A 19,271-nucleotide genomic window follows, 5' to 3' on the forward strand; every position below is an offset into this window, starting at 1 on the left:
CCACCGCCGTATCCACCACCGCCGCCACCGCCGCCATAGCCGCCGCCCTCGCCGCCGCCTTCACGGCCGCCGAGCATCTGCATTTCGTCGGCGACGATCTTGGTCGAGTAGCGCTTGACGCCGTCCTTTTCGTATTCGTCGGTGCGCAGCTTGCCTTCGACGTAGACCTGACGGCCCTTCTTCAGGTATTCGCCGGCGATTTCGGCGAGACGGCCGAAAAAGTCGACGCGGTGCCATTCAGTGCGCTCCTGCTGTTCGCCGGTCTGCTTGTCTTTCCACGACTCGCTCGTGGCGATGCGGATGCTCGTGATGGCCGTGCCCGAGGGCGTGTAGCGCGTCTCCGGATCGGCGCCAAGATTGCCCACCAGGATGACTTTGTTGATACCGCGTGCCATGTGTTTTTTTCTCCGATCCGGCGCTATTGCTTGAAACAAATGATACCACGCGCACCCGGCCCCGCCGTGGGAAAGCATGGCCTGCCGCGGTAGGAAAATGCCGCCGGCGTGGGGATTTGCCCGAGGCGACGCAAAGACTTCCAGCCGCATGCGGCTGACTTGGCCCACTCCGGCGCATGGTCGCGCAAACTATGCGCTCAAGTTCTTCAGGGCGATGCGGCCGAGGAACTGCGCATGGATGAAGCTCACGATGTCGTCGCGGATGCGCCGGCGCTGGCGCGGATGCTCGATGTAGTCGAGCGCGCGGTAGAAGCTGTAGTACGTCGTTGCGCGCGTCGCCTGCAGCAGCGTGTCGCGGTCCATACCTCCGAACAGATTCAATTCGGCGAGCTGGTCGGCGCGGTTCGCGGCGATGTCGTTCATGGCATGCTGCAGGATGCGCCGCATGGCCGAGTCGTGGCTGTGCAGTTCGCGCAGACCGACGACGATGGTTTCCGGATGGTCGCGCACGAAATCGAGAAAATACTCCGTCGTACGGATCGTCGCGTCCACAGGGTCGGCCACCTTACTGCGAATTTTCTTCAGTTCCGTCATAAGCCGCAGTGCGACGCGCTCCGCGGCGAATCGCCCAAGTTCCTCTATGCTTTCGAAATGCCGGTAGAACGTGTTGTGATTGAGGCCGGCCTCGCGCGCAAGCTCGCGCAGGCCGAGCGAAGACACCGCTCTGCCGTCGCGCGCAGCGAGGCGCACTGCGGCATCGATCAGACGCGCCTTGCCTTCGGGCAGGGGCTCGGCAATAACCGGCGGCGATTTTTTCACTGCAGTCCGCCTTGACAACGAGCAATCAGAGGCATAGCTTTTTTTGTATCCAACTGGATACCGAGTTCCATTTGCGAAACGACCGGCTGACAGGAAACACAGAGCGGCTGCAAAGCCACCGGGGATGGCAGGCCTGCCTGCATCCGCCGCCGCTTGGTACGCAACCGCGGTCGCCACTGTGCGAGCCCGACGCAGGAAGCGCAAGTCCCGTTCGTACCGTTTCCGCAGGGCCATATTCGAACCGCGCCGCTGTACGCCACGGCGGCGAAGCCGGGGACATTCTCCCCGGCGTCGCCTTCGGCCCAAGCCGTCAATCTCTCGGAATCTCGCATGCCGGATGATCTGAAGAAAGTTGCGCTCTCCGCCACTCTCGCAGCAGAGGTGGAGTTCCTCACGCGTTCGAGTCGGCCGATATCGATTCGCGCGCGCCCGCAATGGCAGACCGTGGATATGGCGGTCGACGTGGAAATCGACCCGGGCCGCGGCATTCTCGATTGGGTCACCGCGCTCGGGCTCGAGCCGGTCCATCTGCAACGGGAAAATTGAAACGGCCGCATGGCCGGCCGCGGCGCCCGATTCCATTGAGGCTACTGCGATGCCTCGCCCCAGCCGAGCGGCCGCGGTGGCGGCGTACGTACGCCTTTGCGCGCACGCATATGCATACCGGCATGCTTGATCCACGCCGATAGCTGCGCCGGAATGAACTGCGGGCCCGGCATCAGATGCGCGTGACTGATCAAGCCGTGGAGCAAGGCGGTGAACTGGGTGAACAGGGCCTTGATGTCGGCATTAGAACCCGGCGCAACCGCGAAGTAGTGGTCGATCGCGACGTCGAACACCTCGGCCTGACGCAGCAGTAGCTTGCGCAGCGCTGCGGCCAGAGCCGCATCGCGCTGACTCGCCGCAAGCAGTTCGTTGTAGGCACGATACAGCTCGGTCGCGAACAACTGCTGCCAGATCGCCTCGACCAGGGCCTGCAGGCGGTCGTCTTCCTTGGCGACCGACAACATCAGTTCGCCGAGCGTGCGGTAGATGCGTCGCAGCAGATTCTCGGCCGCGTCGATCATCAGGGCCTGCTTGTTCGGGTAGTGATGCACCTGGGCGCCGCGCGACACCCCGGCGCGACGCACGATCGAGGACAGGGTCGAGCCCGTGTAGCCGTCCTCGGCAAGACTTTCCAGGGTCGCCGCGAGCAAGCGCTCGCGCATCGCCGCGCTGCGGTCGGACTGCTTGCGCCGCGGTTTCTTCCTGGCCGGCTTCTTCGCCGCTGTGCTCGTTTTTTTCTTCATCGATCGCTTTCCCAAAAGCGCTTCGGACATCGGCAGGAGCGCGGCGCTAGTGTGCAGTTTTCCATCTGCATCGGCCAGCCCGCCGCGGACGCGGCGCGACTTGACTTCGCTTTCCGCCGCGGATATTTTCGCATTTACATACAGTCCAGACTGCAAAATATTTCGCAGGAACCGTACGTGATCCCGAGAACCCTGTTCAAGCCCGAGCACGACGAGTTCCGCCGCAACGTGCGGCGCTTTCTCGAAACCGAGTGCACCCCGCACCGCGAGCGATGGGAAGAGCAGCAGCACGTCGACCGCGCGATCTGGAACCGCGCCGGCTCGCTCGGCATGTTGTGCATGACCATGCCCGAGGAATACGGTGGCGCCGGCGCGGACCGCGCGTTCAGCGTCGTGCTCATGGAAGAGCTGATGTACGCCGGCAACAGCAGCATCGGCTTCGTCCTGCACAACGATATCGTCGCCAACTATCTCAATAATTTCGGCAGCGACGCACAGAAGCGGCTATGGCTGCCGCAGATGGCGAACGGCGAGGTCGTCGGCGCGATCGCGATGACTGAGCCGGGCACCGGTTCCGACCTGCAGGCGGTCAAGACCAGGGCGATCGTCGACGGCGACGACTACGTGATCAACGGCTCGAAGATCTTCATCACCAACGGCTATCTGTGCGATCTCGTCGTCGTCGTCGCCAAGACCGGCGACGCCACGGGCGGCGCAGAAAACGTCTCCCTGCTTCTGGTCGAGGCCGATCGCAAGGGCTTCGGCAAGGGCAAGCCGTTGAAGAAGATCGGCATGAAAGGCCAGGACACTTGCGAGCTGTTCTTCGACGACGTGCGCGTGCCGCGCGCGAACCTGCTCGGCGACGAGGGCACCGGCTTCTTCGCCCTGATGAAGGAGCTCGCCTGGGAACGCCTAATCATTGCGATCAACGCCATCGCGGCGTGCGAAGCGGCGATCGCCTGGACGCTCGACTACGCGCGCAGCCGCAAGGTATTCGGCAAACCGGTCGCGAGCTACCAGCATTCGCGCTTCAAACTCGCCGAACTGAAAGCGGAAACCGCGATCGGCCGCGTCTTCGTCGATCGCTGCATCGAACAGGTACTGGCCGGCGAATTGAGCGTCGAAGCCGCGGCCGCGGCGAAATACTGGACCACCGATCTGCAAGGCAAGGTGATGGACGAATGCCTGCAACTGCACGGCGGCTACGGCTACATGCTCGAATACCCGATCGCACGCGCCTGGGCCGACTCGCGCGCGCAGCGCATCTACGGCGGCACGAATGAGATCATGAAAGAGCTGATTGCCAGGAGTATGTGAGGGCCGGGATTCGGGATTCGGGATTCGGGATTCGGGATTCGGGAAGAGCTTAAAGTCTTGCGCTTTTGATCTCTGCTCGATCTTTTTATTCTTCGGGTCCCCGTCTGCCGCGGCGAGGGCATGACGAAAAGGCCCGCAGGGTCGGCGCGATGGATCGCGCCGATTCCGCTGCCAGTACAGGGACGTGCAGTCAGCGAACCCGGCATGTCCTCGCGAACCGCCGCAGGCGGCGCGGCATCCGGGCGCATTCTCTTTGGTGACTTTCTCTTGTGCGAGCAAGAGAAAGTCACCCGCTCGCGGGATGCGAGCGGAAAAACGAATGGACGCGCCCGCCGATTGGACATACCTGCACACAGAGTCAGATAGAAGAGCCCAAGATACCAACCTCGTCGAAACGACGAGCCAGAACCACCGAGGACAAGATGACGCAGCAATTGAGATACGACGGCAAAGTCGCCGTCATCACCGGCGCCGGCAATGGTCTCGGGCGCGCCTACGCGCTGATGCTCGGCGCGCGTGGTGCCAAGGTCGTGGTCAACGACCTCGGCGGCGGCGCGTTCGGCGACGGGAAATCGTCGAACGCCGCGGACACGGTCGTCGATGAGATCAAGGCACTCGGCGGTCAAGCGATCGCGAACTACGACTCCGTAACCGACGGCGACAAAATCGTGAAAACCGCGCTCGACGCATTCGGCACGGTCGACATCGTCATCAACAACGCCGGCATCCTGCGCGACATCAGCTTCGCTAAGATGAGCGACGATGACTGGAATCGCATCTATCAGGTGCACGTCTACGGCGCCTACAAGGTGACGCACGCGGCGTGGCCGGTGCTGCGCGAGAAGAACTATGGGCGCATCATTTTCACCGCGTCGGCTGCAGGCATCTACGGCAATTTCGGCCAGGCCAACTACAGCATGGCCAAGCTCGGCTTGCACGGTTTCGCCCAGACACTCGCCGAGGAAGGCCGCAGCAAAGGCATCCACGTCAACACGATCGCGCCGATCGCCGCCTCGCGCCTGACCGAGACGATTCTGCCCCCCGACGTGCTCGCCAAGCTCAGCCCCGACTACGTCAGCCCGCTGGTCGGCTGGCTCTGTCACGAGGACTGCGCCGAGACCAAGGGCTTGTTCGAAGTCGGCGCGGGTTTTGTCGGCAAGCTGCGCTGGGAGCGCAGCGAGGGCCACTTCTTCCATGCCGGGCGCAAGATCGACGTCGAGAACGTCGCCGCCGCCTGGAACGAGATCGGCGACTTCACGCGCAAGAACGAACATCCGGCGGCGATGGCCGAAGCCTTCGCGCCGCTGCTCGCCCGCGTCGACAAGCCGAGCCTCGGCGGCAACGAATACATCGATCTCGACGAAGCACTTGCGGCCAAGCTCGAATCGGAATCGAGCTACGACGAACGCGACCTCGCCCTCTACGCGCTCGGCATCGGCGCGGCGCGCGACGCACTCGACGCGAACGAACTGAAGTTCGCCTACGAACTCGGCGACGGCTTCCAGGCGCTGCCGACCTACGCGGTGATTCCGCCGACCAGCGCGATGCTGGCGATGGTCAAGGAAGGCCGCTCGGTGCCGGGCATCCGCTTCGGCCTCGAAACCGTTCTGCACGGCGAGCAGTACACTGAAGTGTTCCGCCCGCTGCCGCCGAAGGCGAAGCTGCGTCACGTGTTCAAGGTCAAGGCCGCCTATGACAAGGCGCCGAATGCGGTCGTCGTGTTCGCGACGGAGACCTTCGACGAGAGCGGCGAACGACTCGCCTACAACGAGATGAGCGCGTTCGTGCGCGGCGCCGGCGGCTGGGGCGGCGAGCGCGGTCCGGCGGGCGAGATCAATGTGCCGCCGGCGCGCGAAGCGGATGCGACGCTCGAAGAGCGCGTCGATGCGAACCAGGCGCTGCTGTACCGGTTGTCCGGCGACTGGAATCCGCTGCACGCCGATCCGGCCTTCGCCCAGGCGTTCGGTTTCGAGAAGCCGATCCTGCACGGCCTGTGCACCTTCGGCATCGCCGGGCGTCACGTGGTCCGCGCATTCTGTGCGGGCGACGCACGCAAGTTCAAAAGTATAAAAGTGCGCTTCGCCGAAAGCGTGTATCCAGGGGAGACCCTCGTCACGCGCATGTGGAAGGAGTCGGACACGCGCATCGTCTTCGAAACGCGCGTCAAGGAGCGCGACAAAGTCGTGCTGCGCAATGCGGCGGTCGAACTGTACCGCGAGATTCCGCAGATTCAGGCCAAGCCGGCCGTCGCCGAAGCCACACCTCGGACCGAAGCGGCGACCACTGCGACTGCGCTGTCCGCCGCTGATGTTTTCGCTGCGATCGGCAAACATCTGGCCTTGCACAAGGGCCTTGGCGACCAGATCAAGACCTCGTTCCAATTCGACCTGTGCGCGCCCGACTCGACCTGGACGCTCGACCTCAAGTCGGGCGACGGCGCGGTCAGACAAGGGCCGGCCGACAAGCCCGACACCACGCTGAGCCTGAGCCACGCCGATTTCATCGACATGTCGACCGGCAAGGTCGATCCGAACAAACTCTACTTCGGCGGCAAGCTCAAGATCGCCGGCAACGTGATGGCCTCGCAGAAGCTCGGCTTTCTGCAGAAGATCGATCCGAAACTGCTGCGGGATATCGTCGCTCAGCGCGGCGAGAACGCAGTGCCTGCCGCAGCCGCCCCTGCCGCGCATGCGGTGGAATCGGCGCAGGCCGCGGCGCAAGCGAGCGCCGCCGCGCCGCTCTTCGCTGCGCTTGCCGACAAGCTGAAGACGAATCCGAAGGCCGCCGACGGTCTCGGCGGCCGCGTCGTCGTGTTCAAGCTGCGCGATCCCGATGCTAGCTGGGTGATCGACCTGTCGGGCAAGACACCGAAGGTCGAACTAGGCGAGAACGCGCAGGCGACAGCCGTATTCGGTCTGTCCGACGCCGATTTCATCGCCCTCGCCAAAGGCAACGCCGATGCGCGCGACCTGTATCAGCGCGGCAGCCTGCGCGTCGACGGTGACATGCGCCTCGCGCACGAACTCGATTTCCTCAAAGGAACACACTCATGAAACGCAAAGTCAACGTGATCGGCGTCGGCATGACCAAGTTTGCCAAGCCCGGCGCGAGTCCCGAGTATTACGAGATGGCGCGCGACGCGGGCCGTATCGCGCTCGAAGACGCCGGCATCGAGTACCGCGAAATCGCACAGGCTTACGTCGGCTACGTTTATGGCGATTCGACCTGCGGCCAGCGCGCCGTCTACGAACTCGGCCTCACCGGCATCCCGGTCGTCAACGTCAACAACAATTGTTCGACCGGATCGACCGCGCTCTACCTCGCCCGCCAGGCGATCGAAGGCGGTCTTGCCGAGTGCGTGCTCGCGCTCGGCTTCGAGCAGATGGAGAAAGGCGCGCTCAACTCGAAGTTCAACGACCGCGAAACGCCGCTCGGCAAGTTCGCCCAGGTGATGAACGACGTGCAAGGCATGAACGGCGCGCCAGTGGCAGCGCAGATGTTCGGCGGCGCGGGCCGCGAGTACCGCTGGCGGCACGGCACGAAGAAGGAAACCTTCGGCAAGATTTCGGAGAAGGCGCGCCGGCATGCGGCGAACAATCCCTACGCGCTGTTCAATCAGCCGCTGACCCTCGACCAGATCATGGCTTCCGACGAAGTGTTCGATCCGCTGACGCGCTTCCAATGCTGCCCACCGACCTGCGGCGCTGCGGCGGCCGTGCTGTGCTCGGACGAATTCGCGGCCAAGCACAGCATCGCCAAGCCCGTGTACATCGCCGCGCAGAGCATGACGACGGACTATGCGACTTCGTTCGAGCCGCAGAGCATGATCAAGATGGTCGGCTTCGACATGAGCCGCAGTGCAGCGAAGCAGGTCTACGACCAAGCCGGCCTCGGCCCCGAAGACGTCGACGTGGTCGAACTGCACGACTGCTTCACCGCCAACGAATTGCTGACCTACGAAGCGCTCGGCCTGTGCAAGGACGGCGAAGCGGAAAAATTCATCTGGGACGGCGACAACACCTACGGCGGCCGCTACGTGACCAACCCTTCGGGCGGCCTGCTCTCCAAAGGCCACCCGCTCGGCGCGACCGGGCTGGCGCAGTGCACCGAGCTTGTCTGGCAATTGCGCGGCACGGCCGACAAGCGCCAGGTCGCAGGCGCGCGCGTCGCCCTGCAGCACAATCTCGGCCTCGGTGGCGCGTGCGTCGTCACTATGTATCGCAACGATTGATTTGTTTGTTCCCGCGCCGCTGCGCCGGCGCTCATTGCAACCTTGAGGAAACCCGATGGACGCCAATACCCTCGTGCAGCAACTCCCGAAAGCCTTCCGCCCGGCCGAAGCGGCCGGCAAGTCGCACACGATCCAGCTCAACATTTCGCAGCCGGCCTATGCGGTCATCGAGAACGGGGCATGCTCGATCCATTCCGGCACGGCGCCGAAGAGCGATCTGACCTTGACCGTGTCGGACGAAAATTTCGTCGAGCTGATGCAGGGCCGGCTCAACGGCGTCGCCGCATTCATGAGCGGCAAGCTCAAGGCGTCGGGTGACCTGATGCTCGCGCAGCGGCTGTCGAAGATTTTCGACGCGAGCGCGCTGCAAGGCTGATCGCATGAGTCCGCTCGCCGGCGTGCGCGTGCTCGATCTGACCCGGCTGCTGCCGGGTCCGTTCTGCACGCTGTATCTGGCGCAGCTCGGCGCGGACGTGATCAAGATTGAAGATCCCGACGGCGGCGACTACGCACGCCTCATGTCGCCGGAACTGTTTGCGCTGATCAATCGCGGCAAGGCTTCGGTCACGCTCGATCTGCGCAAACAGACGGATGCGGAAACCTTCCGCCGCCTCGCAATCGATGCCGATGTCGTCATCGAATCGTTCCGCCCCGGCGTGATGGACAAATCGGGCTGCGGCTATGCGGCGCTCAAGGCGATCAATCCGCGCCTCGTCTATGCCGCACTGACCGGCTACGGCCAGACCGGGCCGTATCGCGACCGCGCCGGCCACGATATGAATTTCCGCGGCTATGCCGGCGAACTGGAGCAGACCGGCGCCGGCGGCGGCGCGCCCGCATCGGGCAACTTCCAGACCGCCGATCTTGCCGGCGGCGCGCTCACCTGCGCGGTCGGCATTCTCGCCGCATTGCTCAAGGCGCGCGAAACCGGCGAGGGTTCGTTCGTCGACGTCGGCATGCTCGACGGCACGCTAGCCCTGCAGGTGGTCGCATTGTCGACCTTGCGCATGCTCGGCCACGGCCTGCCGCGCGGCGCCGACGCCTTGTCCGGCGCCATGGCGAATTATCGGGTCTATGCCTGCGCGGATGGTCGCCATCTCGCCGTCGCGCCGCTCGAGTACAAATTCTTCGTGCGCCTCTGCCGTCTCGCCGGCCGGCAGGATTTGCTGGAACTGGCGCTCTCGCCCGACGAATCCGGGCAGCCTTTGCACGACGCCCTGTCCGTACTGTTCGCCGGCAAGCCGCGCGACGAATGGGAACGCCTGCTCGCCGGCGAAGACACTTGCGTCAGCGCAATACTGAGTCTCGAAGAAGCGCTCGCCAACGAACACGTGCAGGCGCGCGGCATGATCGCCGATGACGCCGGCAAGCCGGCGTTTCGCCTGCCGATCCATTTCGACCGGCCGCTGCCGGAAGTCGGCGCCGCACCGGAACTCGGCGCCGACAACGCGCGCATTCTCGGCGCCGTGGTCATGGCCACCAAGGTCGACGAGGAAACCGAAATGCGCAGCGGAGCCGAGACATGAACCTGCACGGCGTGGCCGCAGTCGTCACGGGCGGCGCGTCGGGCCTCGGCGAGGCGGCCGCACGCGCGCTTGCGAGCGAAGGCGCGAAAGTCGCGATCTTCGACTTCAATGCCGAGCGCGGCGACGCGGTCGCACGCGATATCGGCGGCGTGTACTGCAAGGTCGATGTGACCTCGGACGCCGAAGTCGATGCGGCATTCACGCATGCGCGTACGATCCACGGACAGGAACGCGTGCTGATCCATTGTGCGGGCACGGGATTCAACGGGCGCACCGCGTCGCGGTCGAAGTCGAGCGGTGAAATCCGTCATTTCCCACTCGAACATTTCGAAGCGCTGATCAGGATCAATCTCGTCGGTACGTTCCGCTGCATCGCCAAGTCGGCGGCCGGCATGCTCGCGCTCGACCCGCTCGAAGGCGGCGAACGCGGCGCGATCGTCGGCACCGCCTCGGTCGCGGCCGAAGACGGACAGATCGGCCAAGCCGCCTACTCGGCCTCGAAGGCCGGCGTTGTCGGCATGACTCTGCCAATCGCGCGCGACCTGATGGACGAAGGCATCCGCGTCAACACGATCATGCCGGGCACGTTCGACACGCCGCTGCTGCATCTGCTGCCGCCCGAGGTACAGGCTGGGCTCGACGCCGCGGTGCCGTTTCCGAAGCGCGCCGGCCGCCCCGACGAATTCGCCTCGCTCGCGTTGGAGATGTGCCGCAACAGTTATTTCAACGGCGCGGTCGTCCGCCTCGACGGCGCGATCCGCATGCCACCGCGGTGATTTAGATACTTGGGAAAACCGATCCGGACGAGGCATCACGATGAGCATCGCGCCAGGCATCTTCGATTACGTGCACCTGCTTCTGCAGCGCGGCCGCGACATACCGGAGCGGCCGTGGCTGTATCAACCCATCGATGGCACGGAACGCGTCTACACGTGGGGCGAATGCGCATCCCAGGTGCAGCGCATGGCCAGCGCGCTGCGCGCTCGCGGCTGGCCGCCCGGCAGCCGCATCGCAATTTCCGGGCGCAATACGGCGCATTGGTTTCTCGCCGACCTCGCCATCACCATGGCCGGCTACGTCAGCGTCGGCCTTTATCCGAAACAAAGCGCAAAGGTCACGAAGTATATTTTTGAGCATGCCGAAGTGCGCGCGGTCTTCGTCGGTCCGGCGCTCGACGTCGACGAGCTGATCACCGCGGTACCTGCGGGCATTCCGCGCTGGTCGCTGCCCTACCCCGGCGTGCCGCAGCTCGACGACGGCTGGGACGCGATGCTCGAAGGCCACACGCCCTACACCGACTATCGCCTGCCGCCGCCGGAGCAGATGGTGATGCTCGTCTACACCTCGGGCACGAGCGGTTTTCCAAAGGCGGTGATGCTCAGCGCGGGCAATGTACAGTTCACCGCCCAGCGTCTGCTCCAACACATCCTGATCCCGCACGGTTTCATGCAGCCCGGAGGCAGCGACCGCCTGCTGTCGTATATGCCGCTTGCGCACTTCTTCGAGCGGCTCGTCGGCGAAGGCGCTTCGCTGATCACCGGCGCGCAGGTGCACTTCCTCGAAAACCTCGAGGTGTTCGCCGCCACGCTCGCGCGCGTGGCGCCGTCGATGTTCTGCGGCGTGCCGCTGGTCTACAGCCGCATTCAATCCGGCGTGCTGAAAAAGATGCCGCACCTCGACACGCTGGTGCGCGTTCCTGTGGTCAACCGCATCGTCCGGCGTTCGCTGCGCAAGGCGATCGGTCTGCAGAATGCGAAATTCATTCTGTCCGGCTCCGCGCCGATCGCTTCGTCCCTGGTCGAATGGTACGAGCGGCTCGGCATCCGCGTGCTCAACGGCTGCGCGCCGACCGAAGCGTTCGCTTACATCGCCTGCAATCTCAACTGGGCCAACCGCATCGGCTCGACCGGCAAGGTGCTGCCCGACGCCGAGGTGAAGCTCGGCGAGGACGGCGAAATCCTCGTGCGCCATCCGGGTGTCATGCTCGGCTATCTCAAGGACGAGGAAGCCACGCGCAACGCGTTCACCGAAGACGGTTTTCTGCGCACCGGCGACAAGGGCCGCTTCGACGAGGACGGCTATCTGCACGTGATCGGCCGCACCAAGGAAATTTTCAAGACGATGAAAGGCAAATACGTCGCGCCGGCACCGATCGAAGAAGCAGCGCGCACGCCCGACGTCGAAACCTGCTGCCTCGTCGGCCCCGGCGTGCCGCAGCCGATCCTGCTCGTATCGCTCGCGCCGGACGCGCTGAAGAAACCGCGCGACGCGATACAGCGCGATCTCGCTTCGGCGATGGAACGCGCAAACGCGTCGCTCGACTCGAACGAGCAGATCGGCAAGATCGTCATCGTCGCGCAACCGTGGACGATCGACAGTGGCTTGCTTACACCGACAATGAAAATCAAGCGCGAGCCGATCCAGCAGCACTATGCCGAGCTGATCGCGCGCGAGTCGGCCAATCGCAAGGCCATCGTATGGGAATGAATTCCTCGGCGCCGGAGTCGTCGGCGAACGCCGCGGCCGTCGCGCACGTCCCGACTCACCCGGCGCTGCGTGGCGGCGAACCGGTCGAGCTGATCGCCGCCGACGGCGTGCGCCTGCGCGGCGAGCTGCTTATGCCGCGCGAGCCGCCGCGCGTCGCGATCGTGCTGTCGCACGCGATGATGGCGAATCGCCGCTCGCTCGACCGCCCCGAAGGCAAAGGCCTGCTCAGCGCGCTGTGCCGAGCCGGCGCCGCCGTGCTCTGGATGGATCTGCGCGGCCACGGCCAGAGCGATCTCGCCAACAGCAAGGGCGCGAACTGGACTTACGACGATCACGTTGCCGACGCGGGCCTAATGGCTGCCGAACTCGCGCGCCGATTTCCGGACGCGGAGCGCGTCGCCGTCGGCCATAGCCTGTTCGGTCACGCGGCGCTCGCGCACCAGATCAGAGTGACGGAAGGCGCGATCGCCCGCGGTGTCGCCTTCGACCGCTTCGTCCTGCTCGGCGTCAACGTATGGACACCGGCACTGGAACCGAATCGTGCGCGCTGGTGGGCGAAACGGGCCGTTGTGGCCGTGCTGCTCGGTCTGACGCGCCTGTACGGCCGCTTCCCGGCACGCCGTCTGCGTATAGGCTCGGACGACGAAGCGCTGGGCTTCGTGCAGCAAATGCACGAATGGACGCGAAGCTACTGGAGCGACCGTGCCGGGCATTCCTTCCGCACCTCGATGCGCCTGGTCAAAGTGCCCATGCTCAGCATCGCCGGCGCGAACGACCGACTACTCTCGGTGCCGCAATGCCAGCAGAATTTCGTCGCCCAGCTCGGCGGCAAGGTGGAGCACCGCGTCGTCGGCCGTGCGACCGGCTATGCCTGCGATCCGGGCCACATGGATCTCGTGCTCGATGCACGTATGGAAAAGCTCTGGGACGAGGTCGCGCAGTTCGCCGTCGCGGGCGGCCGAACGGATGCCGCCAGCCAATAAAAAAGCCACCGCGGCGGGTGGCTTTTTTAGCAAATCTGGTCGGGGTGAGAGGATTCGAACCTCCGACTTCTACCTCCCGAAAGTAGCGCTCTACCAGGCTGAGCTACACCCCGACTTGGGTGGTCCGCTGCCTTGACGGGATTGCGCGGTGAACGCGCTGCGGCAGCGAGCCGCGCATGATAATGGTCGATCGCCTCGCGCGCAACCTCTGCGCGAAGAATTCACTCGGCGGGGACAACCGTGATCTTCACGCGCATGCGGTCACCCGGATCGAACGGCAGGCGCGCCATGTAGATTTCGCCCTTGTAGCGATACTCGACGTCGTAGCCGATGATGCGGCGTTCCGGCTGTGCGTGTGGGCGGATCGTGCGTACGTCACGACAGTCGCGCAGCGACGCGGCGACGGCATCGCGCTCGGCGTCGGCTTGCTGCTGCATCTGGTTGTTCGTCGCCTGGTCCTGCGCGGCGGCGATGCGATTGCCGGCGACGCCGCCGGCGACCGCGCCGACTGCCGTCGCGGCCTTGTTGCCGTCGCCGTGACCGAAAGCATGACCGATGACGCCGCCGATCAGCGCGCCGATCACCGTGCCGGTCGCGCGGTTGTCGGCCTGTTCGTTGTTGCCGTTGGCCGGCGGAGGCGGCGGTGACTCGTCATTGCAATTGGCCAGCGCCGCACGGTTCTGCTCCGCCTCGACGGCGGGATCGGGCGCGGGCTCGTAAACGGCATCGACCCGCAGCACGTCGGCCCAACCATAACGGGTCGACTCCGCAGCGATCGGCTGCGGGTGCGCGGCGGTGTGGTCCTGCGCGTGGCAGAGTTCCACAAGCAGCATGCTCGCAATGAGAATGCCGGGTAGCTTCATTTTGTTCACGGCTCCAAACGACATGTTTCGACGATCGCGCTGGCGATGGCGAACTCATAAAACGTGTCCGCATCGCGGCATCGGTTCCCCCCGATCGTCGCGCGCGCCACGTTGAACTGGCCGGCATTACAGCATGGGCAGGCTGAATGCGGACTAAGGAAAACCTGAAGAAATCCGCAGCGAAACCGCGTCACACCAAGGGTTTAGCGCAACTTTGGAAGCTGAACGCAAAGCCGTTGCGCTACAATTCAATTATGAAACTACGACTGCACAATTCCCTGACGCGCCGCGTCGAAGAGTTCGTTCCGCTCGACCCGAAGCGCGTCACCATGTATCTGTGCGGCCCGACCGTCTACAACTACGTGCACATCGGCAACGCGCGCGGACCGGTGGTATTCGGCCTGCTCGTGCGCCTGCTGCGGCGCATCTACGGCGCGCAGCATGTGGTTTTCGCGCGCAACATCACCGACGTCGACGACAAGATCAACAACGCCGCGGCCGAAGCCGGCGTACCGATCGGCACGATCACTACGCGCTTCGCCGATGCCTATGCACAGGACATGGCCAAGCTCGGCGTCGACGCGCCGGACATCACGCCCTACGCGACGGCGCATATCGGCGAAATCATCGCGATGTGCGAACGTCTGATCGCCGGCGGCCATGCGTACGCGGCCGAAGGCCATGTGTTGTTCGACGTCGCCTCGTTCCCTGCTTACGGTGCACTCTCAGGCCGCTCGACCGACGAAATGATTGCCGGCGCGCGTGTCGAGATCGCGCCGTACAAGAAGAATCCGGCCGACTTCGTGCTGTGGAAACCGTCGACATCCGACCTGCCCGGCTGGGACAGCCCCTGGGGCCGCGGCCGCCCGGGCTGGCATATCGAATGCTCGGCGATGAGCGAGGCGCATCTCGGCGAAACGATCGACATCCACGCCGGCGGCAACGACCTGCTCTTTCCGCATCACGAGAACGAAGTCGCGCAGTCGACCTGCGCGCACGGCGGCAAGGTGTTCGCGCGCTACTGGCTGCACAACGGCATGCTTGCGATCGAAGGCAAGAAGATGTCGAAATCGCTCGGCAATACCTTGGTGCTGCACGACCTGCTCGAACAGCATCCGCCGGAACTGCTGCGCTACATGCTGATGAAGGCGCATTACACCCAGCCGCTGGACTGGTCCGCCGCGTCACTGGAGCAGGCGCGGCGCACGCTCGACGGTTTGTATACGACGCTGCGCGATCTCGCCGTCGTGCCTTCAACGACGTCGACCGACTTGCCGGAAGAATTCCTCGGCGCGCTCGCCGACGATCTCAACACACCCGAAGCGCTGGCCGTGCTATCGCGCCTTGCCGACGCGGCGCGCCGTGCTGGCGATGCGCAGGCGCAACTCGAAGCGAAGTCTGCACTGCTCAGTGCCGGCGCGTTCCTCGGTCTGCTGCAGATCGATGCGGAAGCATGGTTCCAGGGCTCGACCGCAGACTCCGCGCTCGACGAGGCCGAAGTGCAGCAACTCGTCGACGCACGCCAGGCGGCAAAGAAGGCAAAGAACTTCGCCGAAGCCGATCGCCTGCGCGCCCGGCTGCTCGAACTCGGCATCGTCGTCGAAGACACGCCGCAGGGTCCGCGTTGGAAACGCGTTGCTCCGCCCAAAGATTCGGGTACCGAGGAACCTCGATGACCATGCAGCCTGACCTTTCCGCTACCGGCCAGTTGGGCGAAGCGACCGCGCAAGCCGCGCAGAACGCGATCGCCGAGGAATTCGCCTTCTTCGGCGACTGGACCGAACGCTACCAGTACCTGATCGACCTCGGCCGCAAGCTGCCGCCGTTTCCGGAGGCGTTGAAGACCGAGGAGCACAAAGTGCAGGGCTGCCAGTCGCAAGTCTGGCTCGTGGCGAGCGGCGACGCGCAAAGGCTGGATTTCCAGGCGATCAGCGACTCGGCGATCGTCTCCGGCCTGATCGCCCTGCTCCTACGCGTCTACTCGGGCCGTTCGGCCCAGGAAGTGCTCGATACCGAGCCGCGCTATGTCGAAGCGATCGGTCTGGCCAAGCATCTTTCGCCGACACGCAGCAACGGCCTCGCCGCGATGCTGCAGACGATCAAGGCCCACGCGCGCGCCGCGCTCGGCTGATCTCCCTACTGAAGTTCGCCGCGCAATCGGCTGATCCGCCAGCATCCTGACGCCCGGCGCTCGACGCATCGGGCGAATTCGGCATTTGCTTATTGCTGCGCGGCGCCTTTTCTTTCCCTCTCCAGTAGTGTTAACTCGATCACTGGTTACGTTTCTTTACAAAGAAACGTAACGCTGTCGGGGTGCTTCAGTGTTTTCGGGGTTTGTGGTTCCAGTGCGGTCATGGCACGCGGCTCGGGAGGCTGCATGCCGAAACCTACTCGTCACCAACTTTACGGAGAAACCTACGTGAGCATCGAAAGGATTGCAAAGTCGCCCACGCGCAACGGTCTGGCCGTCGCGCTCTCCCTGGCTATCGCCGCGATCGGCACGGCTTCGGCCGCTTCCGGCCCGCGCACTGTCCAGGCACCGTCATCGTGGGCCGCGACAGCGACGCGCGCCTTCGACGTCGGCAATGCGGCGATCGACGGTTTTGCCCAGGACACTCATCCCGTCTCGATCGTAGTTACGCTGAAGCTGCGCAATGAAGCGCTGATGGACAGCTACATTGCCGAACAGCATCGACCCGGCAGTCCGGCCTATCATCAATGGCTGAACAGCGCCGAGGCGACCGAGTATTTTTCGCCGACCCAGGATGAAGCTCAGGCCGTCGCGGACTACCTGACCGCACAGGGATTCGAGCACGTCGAAATCGCACCCAACCGCCTGCTCGTCTCGGCCAACGGCGACATCGGTAGCGCGCGTCATGCGTTCAACACCGAATTCGTCCGCGTCTCGCGCGGCGGCGAGGAAGGTATCGCCAATATCGGCGGCGCGCAGGTTCCGGCGGCGATCGCCGACCAGGTACAAGCCGTGCTCGGCCTGCAGACCGTCGAGAAAATGCAGGTCTATTCGCACGCGGAGCCGGCTTTCGTCAGCGCGGCGCGCGTGCCTGCGCAAGGCGTCGGCAGCAACGGCTATCCCTACTATCTGCCGCACGATTTCCAGATCGTCTACCACGCCGGCACCACGTCGAACGGCCGCCAGACGAACGTCGCCATCGTCGGCTGGGGCAGCATGACCTCGTCGGTCGCCGATCTCGCCCACTACGAGTCCGACTACGGTATCAGCGCAGTGCCGACCTCGGTCGTCACCGTCGGCGGATCGAGCACGGACAATTCCGGTGAAGGCGAATGGGCGCTCGACGCCGAAGCCATCGTCGGCATTTCCGCCGGAGTGAAGTCGCTGACCTTCTACGCCGCGCACGACGCGTACAACAGCACTCTCGCCACCACGCTCAACCGCGTCGTCACCGACAACACAGCCAAGGTGGTCAACATGTCGTGGGGCGGCGGCGAAAGCGCGGCTTCGTTCGCCGATTCGATCTTCAAGACCGGCGTGACCCAGGGCCAGACGTTCTCTGCGGCCTCGGGCGACCACGGCTCGTACAACTGCGGCAGCCTCGGCAACAACGGCACCTACGGGACGCAGCGCTGCGTATCCGACCCAGCCAATTCGCCGTACGTGATCGCGGTCGGCGGCACGACCCTGACCACCGACGCGAACTCCAACTACGTCAGCGAAACCACCTGGCCGTACAGCGGCGGTGGGGTCAGCAAGTACGAGGCGAAACCGTCGTGGCAGAGCGCGCTGTCGGGCTCGTATCGCCAGGTGCCCGATGTGGCCTTCGACGCCGACTGGACCAAGTCGGGCATCGCCTACTACGTGAACGGCTCGCAAGGCGCCGGTTACTACGTCAACGGCGGCACCAGCCTCGCTTCGCCGCTGTTCGTCGGCGCGTGGGCGCGGCTCGAATCGGCGAACAACAACACCATCGGTTTCGCGCCGAAGGCCTTGTACGCCTATTCCTCGACCTTCCCGTTCCACGACATCACCACGGGCAAGAACGGCCCGAGCGCGACGTATTACTCGGCCAAAGTCGGTTACGACAATACGACCGGCTGGGGCAGCTTCGACATCCAGGCTGCGGCGACCTTCATCAGTAGCACGCCCGGCTTCATCACGAAGTCGAATCAGTAATTCTGCGAAGCGTTGGGAATACGACAGGTCCGCCGCAAGGCGGGCCTGTTGTTCTAGCGCAGACGCGCAAACAGCAGGGCGATATAGGCGATCATCATGATCGGCATCGCCACTACCAATAGCTTGTGACACGGCTCGCGCGACGTGACGAGACCGGTCGCGGCAACGAGCGCAAAGCACAGGTGGAACAGCAGGTTCATGCCCTCGCCTGCGAGGCTCCCCAAGGCGAATTCCTTGAGAAAGCTCACCACAATCAAGGCCACGAGCAGGCCGTAGAAAATGCGCCGATGGCCGTAATAGTGCGCGCGCAGATCGACCGTCTTCTCGCCGAAGAAATCGGGCAGCACCAGGGCGGCAAGCATGTAAAGCACGACAGTCTGCAGCAGCACGACCGCGAACATCGGGAACATCCAGTTCGAGATCGCGCGCATACCGAACATCGACCACCAGCTCTGCACGTCGACCATGAGCAGAAAGCCGACGAGCACGAAACTGGGCCAATACGGCACGACCAGCGCGCGCGCAAGCACGACGCCGCGCACGCCTTTGAGGGTCTGCGTGATGGCAAGACCCAGGATGATCGACAGCAGAACCGAGAGATAGCTGAATGCGTCCATCGCCTACGCCATCCCCCGTCGGGACGAATTTCTCTCGCGACGAATCGTCGGTTTAGTCGCCCATCTGCTTCTGGCGATGCTCCCAACGCTCCTGCGCGTCGAGCGACAAGGTCGCGATCGGACGCGCTTCGAGGCGTTCGATGCCGATTTCCTCGTCGGTTTCTTCGCAGTAGCCGTAGCGGCCTTCTTCAATGCGCTTGAGCGCCTTGTCGATTTTGCCGATCAGCTTGCGATAGCGATCGCGCGTGCGCAGTTCGAGCGAATTCTCGGTCTCGCGCGTGGCGCGCTCGGCCTCGTCGCCGACGTCACGCACTTCGTCGCGCAGGTTGTCGATCGTCTGCTTCGATTCTTCGACGAGATCTTCGCGCCACTTCTGCAGCTTCGCGCGGAAATAGGCGAGCTGCTGCGGACCCATGTACTCGTCTTTCGCAGACGGGCGATAGTTGGGCGGAAGGTCGATGTTGACCGTGTTCGGTAGCGCGTAACGTCCATCTTCGCGCGTTACGGTCTCGGGTTGGGTTGCTGGTACTGCGGACATTTTGCCTTTGGGTGACGCTGCTTGTTTCGGGGGCGCAGGCTTTTTCGCGGCCGGTT

The 19,271-nt window shown here is 64.3% G+C and carries 18 protein-coding genes and 1 tRNA gene; 12 read left to right on the plus strand and 7 right to left on the minus strand.

Translation table 11 applies throughout. The annotated features are described in order from the left end of the window. Window positions 1–395, minus strand: a 395-nt coding sequence (ssb, locus tag FFS30_RS00005; protein ID WP_137911071.1) for a single-stranded DNA-binding protein, incomplete at its 3' end; no start/stop codon positions are given. A 189-nt stretch (window positions 396–584) separates the two neighbouring features. Further along, entirely contained in the window at window positions 585–1,214 is a 630-nt protein-coding gene (locus FFS30_RS00010; RefSeq protein ID WP_212742369.1) for a TetR family transcriptional regulator, read from the minus strand. Between the two features lie 330 nt (window positions 1,215–1,544). On the opposite strand from FFS30_RS00010, the gene FFS30_RS23690 reads away from it, so the two are divergent. After that, the gene (locus FFS30_RS23690) at window positions 1,545–1,760 is read left to right on the plus strand and encodes a hypothetical protein (RefSeq protein ID WP_171014330.1); all 216 of its coding nucleotides are present in this window, start codon (window positions 1,545–1,547) and stop codon (window positions 1,758–1,760) included. 41 nt (window positions 1,761–1,801) lie between these two features. On the opposite strand, the gene FFS30_RS00015 is transcribed toward FFS30_RS23690, so the two are convergent. After that, window positions 1,802–2,503, minus strand: a complete 702-nt coding sequence (locus FFS30_RS00015; RefSeq protein WP_212742370.1) for a TetR/AcrR family transcriptional regulator — start codon at window positions 2,501–2,503, stop codon at window positions 1,802–1,804. Between the two features lie 177 nt (window positions 2,504–2,680). Here FFS30_RS00015 and FFS30_RS00020 point away from each other — a divergent pair, with 177 nt between their 5' ends. From FFS30_RS00020 to FFS30_RS00055, 8 genes are all read left to right on the plus strand, one after another. Then, window positions 2,681–3,820, plus strand: coding sequence for an acyl-CoA dehydrogenase family protein (locus FFS30_RS00020; protein WP_212742371.1), 1,140 nt, complete (start codon window positions 2,681–2,683; stop codon window positions 3,818–3,820). Window positions 3,821–4,242: 422 nt separating this feature from the next. Further along, window positions 4,243–6,873: a peroxisomal multifunctional enzyme type 2 gene (locus FFS30_RS00025; protein WP_137911074.1), complete on the plus strand. Its 2,631-nt coding sequence runs from the start codon at window positions 4,243–4,245 to the stop codon at window positions 6,871–6,873. Continuing rightward, window positions 6,870–8,051 (plus strand): lipid-transfer protein, encoded by a 1,182-nt coding sequence (locus FFS30_RS00030; RefSeq protein WP_137911075.1) that lies wholly within the window; start codon window positions 6,870–6,872, stop codon window positions 8,049–8,051. Before FFS30_RS00025 ends, FFS30_RS00030 begins: the two co-directional genes overlap by 4 nt. A gap of 55 nt (window positions 8,052–8,106) precedes the next feature. Beyond that, a complete protein-coding gene (locus tag FFS30_RS00035; protein ID WP_137911076.1) occupies window positions 8,107–8,427 on the plus strand; it encodes an SCP2 sterol-binding domain-containing protein in 321 nt (106 codons plus the stop codon). Window positions 8,428–8,431: 4 nt separating this feature from the next. Further along, on the plus strand, window positions 8,432–9,577 hold the full coding sequence (locus FFS30_RS00040; RefSeq protein WP_137911077.1) for a CoA transferase: 1,146 nt from the start codon (window positions 8,432–8,434) through the stop codon (window positions 9,575–9,577). Continuing rightward, a complete protein-coding gene (locus tag FFS30_RS00045; protein WP_137911078.1) occupies window positions 9,574–10,353 on the plus strand; it encodes an SDR family NAD(P)-dependent oxidoreductase in 780 nt (259 codons plus the stop codon). The genes FFS30_RS00040 and FFS30_RS00045 overlap by 4 nt, the downstream gene beginning before the upstream one ends. Before the next feature lie 40 nt (window positions 10,354–10,393). After that, window positions 10,394–12,064, plus strand: a complete 1,671-nt coding sequence (locus FFS30_RS00050) for an AMP-binding protein (RefSeq protein WP_137911079.1) — start codon at window positions 10,394–10,396, stop codon at window positions 12,062–12,064. Next, complete coding sequence (locus tag FFS30_RS00055; protein ID WP_137911080.1) at window positions 12,055–13,047, plus strand: alpha/beta fold hydrolase; 993 nt, start codon at window positions 12,055–12,057, stop codon at window positions 13,045–13,047. The genes FFS30_RS00050 and FFS30_RS00055 overlap by 10 nt, the downstream gene beginning before the upstream one ends. Before the next feature lie 36 nt (window positions 13,048–13,083). Here the strand turns inward: FFS30_RS00055 and FFS30_RS00060 are convergent. After that, window positions 13,084–13,160, minus strand: a tRNA-Pro gene (locus FFS30_RS00060). Window positions 13,161–13,268: 108 nt separating this feature from the next. Further along, on the minus strand, window positions 13,269–13,910 hold the full coding sequence (locus FFS30_RS00065; RefSeq protein ID WP_212742372.1) for a glycine zipper 2TM domain-containing protein: 642 nt from the start codon (window positions 13,908–13,910) through the stop codon (window positions 13,269–13,271). Window positions 13,911–14,164: 254 nt separating this feature from the next. Between FFS30_RS00065 and cysS the strand changes: the two genes are divergently transcribed. From cysS to FFS30_RS00080, 3 genes are all read left to right on the plus strand, one after another. Further along, window positions 14,165–15,586 carry a cysteine--tRNA ligase gene (gene cysS / locus FFS30_RS00070; RefSeq protein WP_137911081.1) on the plus strand — a complete coding sequence of 474 codons (1,422 nt, stop codon included), beginning with the start codon at window positions 14,165–14,167 and terminating at the stop codon, window positions 15,584–15,586. 2 nt (window positions 15,587–15,588) lie between these two features. Further along, a complete protein-coding gene (locus FFS30_RS00075) occupies window positions 15,589–16,041 on the plus strand; it encodes a SufE family protein (RefSeq protein WP_137912523.1) in 453 nt (150 codons plus the stop codon). 288 nt (window positions 16,042–16,329) lie between these two features. Continuing rightward, window positions 16,330–18,060 (plus strand): S53 family peptidase, encoded by a 1,731-nt coding sequence (locus tag FFS30_RS00080; protein WP_171014334.1) that lies wholly within the window; start codon window positions 16,330–16,332, stop codon window positions 18,058–18,060. Between the two features lie 53 nt (window positions 18,061–18,113). On the opposite strand, the gene FFS30_RS00085 is transcribed toward FFS30_RS00080, so the two are convergent. Next, on the minus strand, window positions 18,114–18,677 hold the full coding sequence (locus FFS30_RS00085) for a hypothetical protein (RefSeq protein WP_137911083.1): 564 nt from the start codon (window positions 18,675–18,677) through the stop codon (window positions 18,114–18,116). A gap of 52 nt (window positions 18,678–18,729) precedes the next feature. Then, window positions 18,730–19,215, minus strand: coding sequence for an RNA polymerase-binding protein DksA (dksA, locus tag FFS30_RS00090; RefSeq protein ID WP_137911084.1), 486 nt, complete (start codon window positions 19,213–19,215; stop codon window positions 18,730–18,732). Between the last annotated feature and the right edge of the window lie 56 nt (window positions 19,216–19,271).

The sequence above is a fragment of the Rudaea sp. 3F27F6 genome (assembly GCF_005503555.1).
Classification (GTDB): domain Bacteria; phylum Pseudomonadota; class Gammaproteobacteria; order Xanthomonadales; family Rhodanobacteraceae; genus Rudaea.

Bases quoted from the DNA above. Each gene is read 5' to 3' on its own strand.
- dksA (WP_137911084.1), bottom strand. From the start codon at position 19,215: ATGTCCGCAGTACCAGCAACCCAACCCGAGACCGTAACGCGCGAAGAT.
- FFS30_RS00050 (WP_137911079.1), top strand. From the start codon at position 10,394: ATGAGCATCGCGCCAGGCATCTTCGATTACGTGCACCTGCTTCTGCAG.
- FFS30_RS00065 (WP_212742372.1), bottom strand. From the start codon at position 13,910: ATGAAGCTACCCGGCATTCTCATTGCGAGCATGCTGCTTGTGGAACTC.
- FFS30_RS00015 (WP_212742370.1), bottom strand. From the start codon at position 2,503: ATGAAGAAAAAAACGAGCACAGCGGCGAAGAAGCCGGCCAGGAAGAAA.
- cysS (WP_137911081.1), top strand. From the start codon at position 14,165: ATGAAACTACGACTGCACAATTCCCTGACGCGCCGCGTCGAAGAGTTC.
- FFS30_RS00085 (WP_137911083.1), bottom strand. From the start codon at position 18,677: ATGGACGCATTCAGCTATCTCTCGGTTCTGCTGTCGATCATCCTGGGT.
- FFS30_RS00045 (WP_137911078.1), top strand. From the start codon at position 9,574: ATGAACCTGCACGGCGTGGCCGCAGTCGTCACGGGCGGCGCGTCGGGC.
- FFS30_RS00075 (WP_137912523.1), top strand. From the start codon at position 15,589: ATGCAGCCTGACCTTTCCGCTACCGGCCAGTTGGGCGAAGCGACCGCG.
- FFS30_RS00055 (WP_137911080.1), top strand. From the start codon at position 12,055: ATGGGAATGAATTCCTCGGCGCCGGAGTCGTCGGCGAACGCCGCGGCC.
- FFS30_RS00035 (WP_137911076.1), top strand. From the start codon at position 8,107: ATGGACGCCAATACCCTCGTGCAGCAACTCCCGAAAGCCTTCCGCCCG.
- FFS30_RS00025 (WP_137911074.1), top strand. From the start codon at position 4,243: ATGACGCAGCAATTGAGATACGACGGCAAAGTCGCCGTCATCACCGGC.
- FFS30_RS00030 (WP_137911075.1), top strand. From the start codon at position 6,870: ATGAAACGCAAAGTCAACGTGATCGGCGTCGGCATGACCAAGTTTGCC.
- FFS30_RS00040 (WP_137911077.1), top strand. From the start codon at position 8,432: ATGAGTCCGCTCGCCGGCGTGCGCGTGCTCGATCTGACCCGGCTGCTG.
- FFS30_RS23690 (WP_171014330.1), top strand. From the start codon at position 1,545: ATGCCGGATGATCTGAAGAAAGTTGCGCTCTCCGCCACTCTCGCAGCA.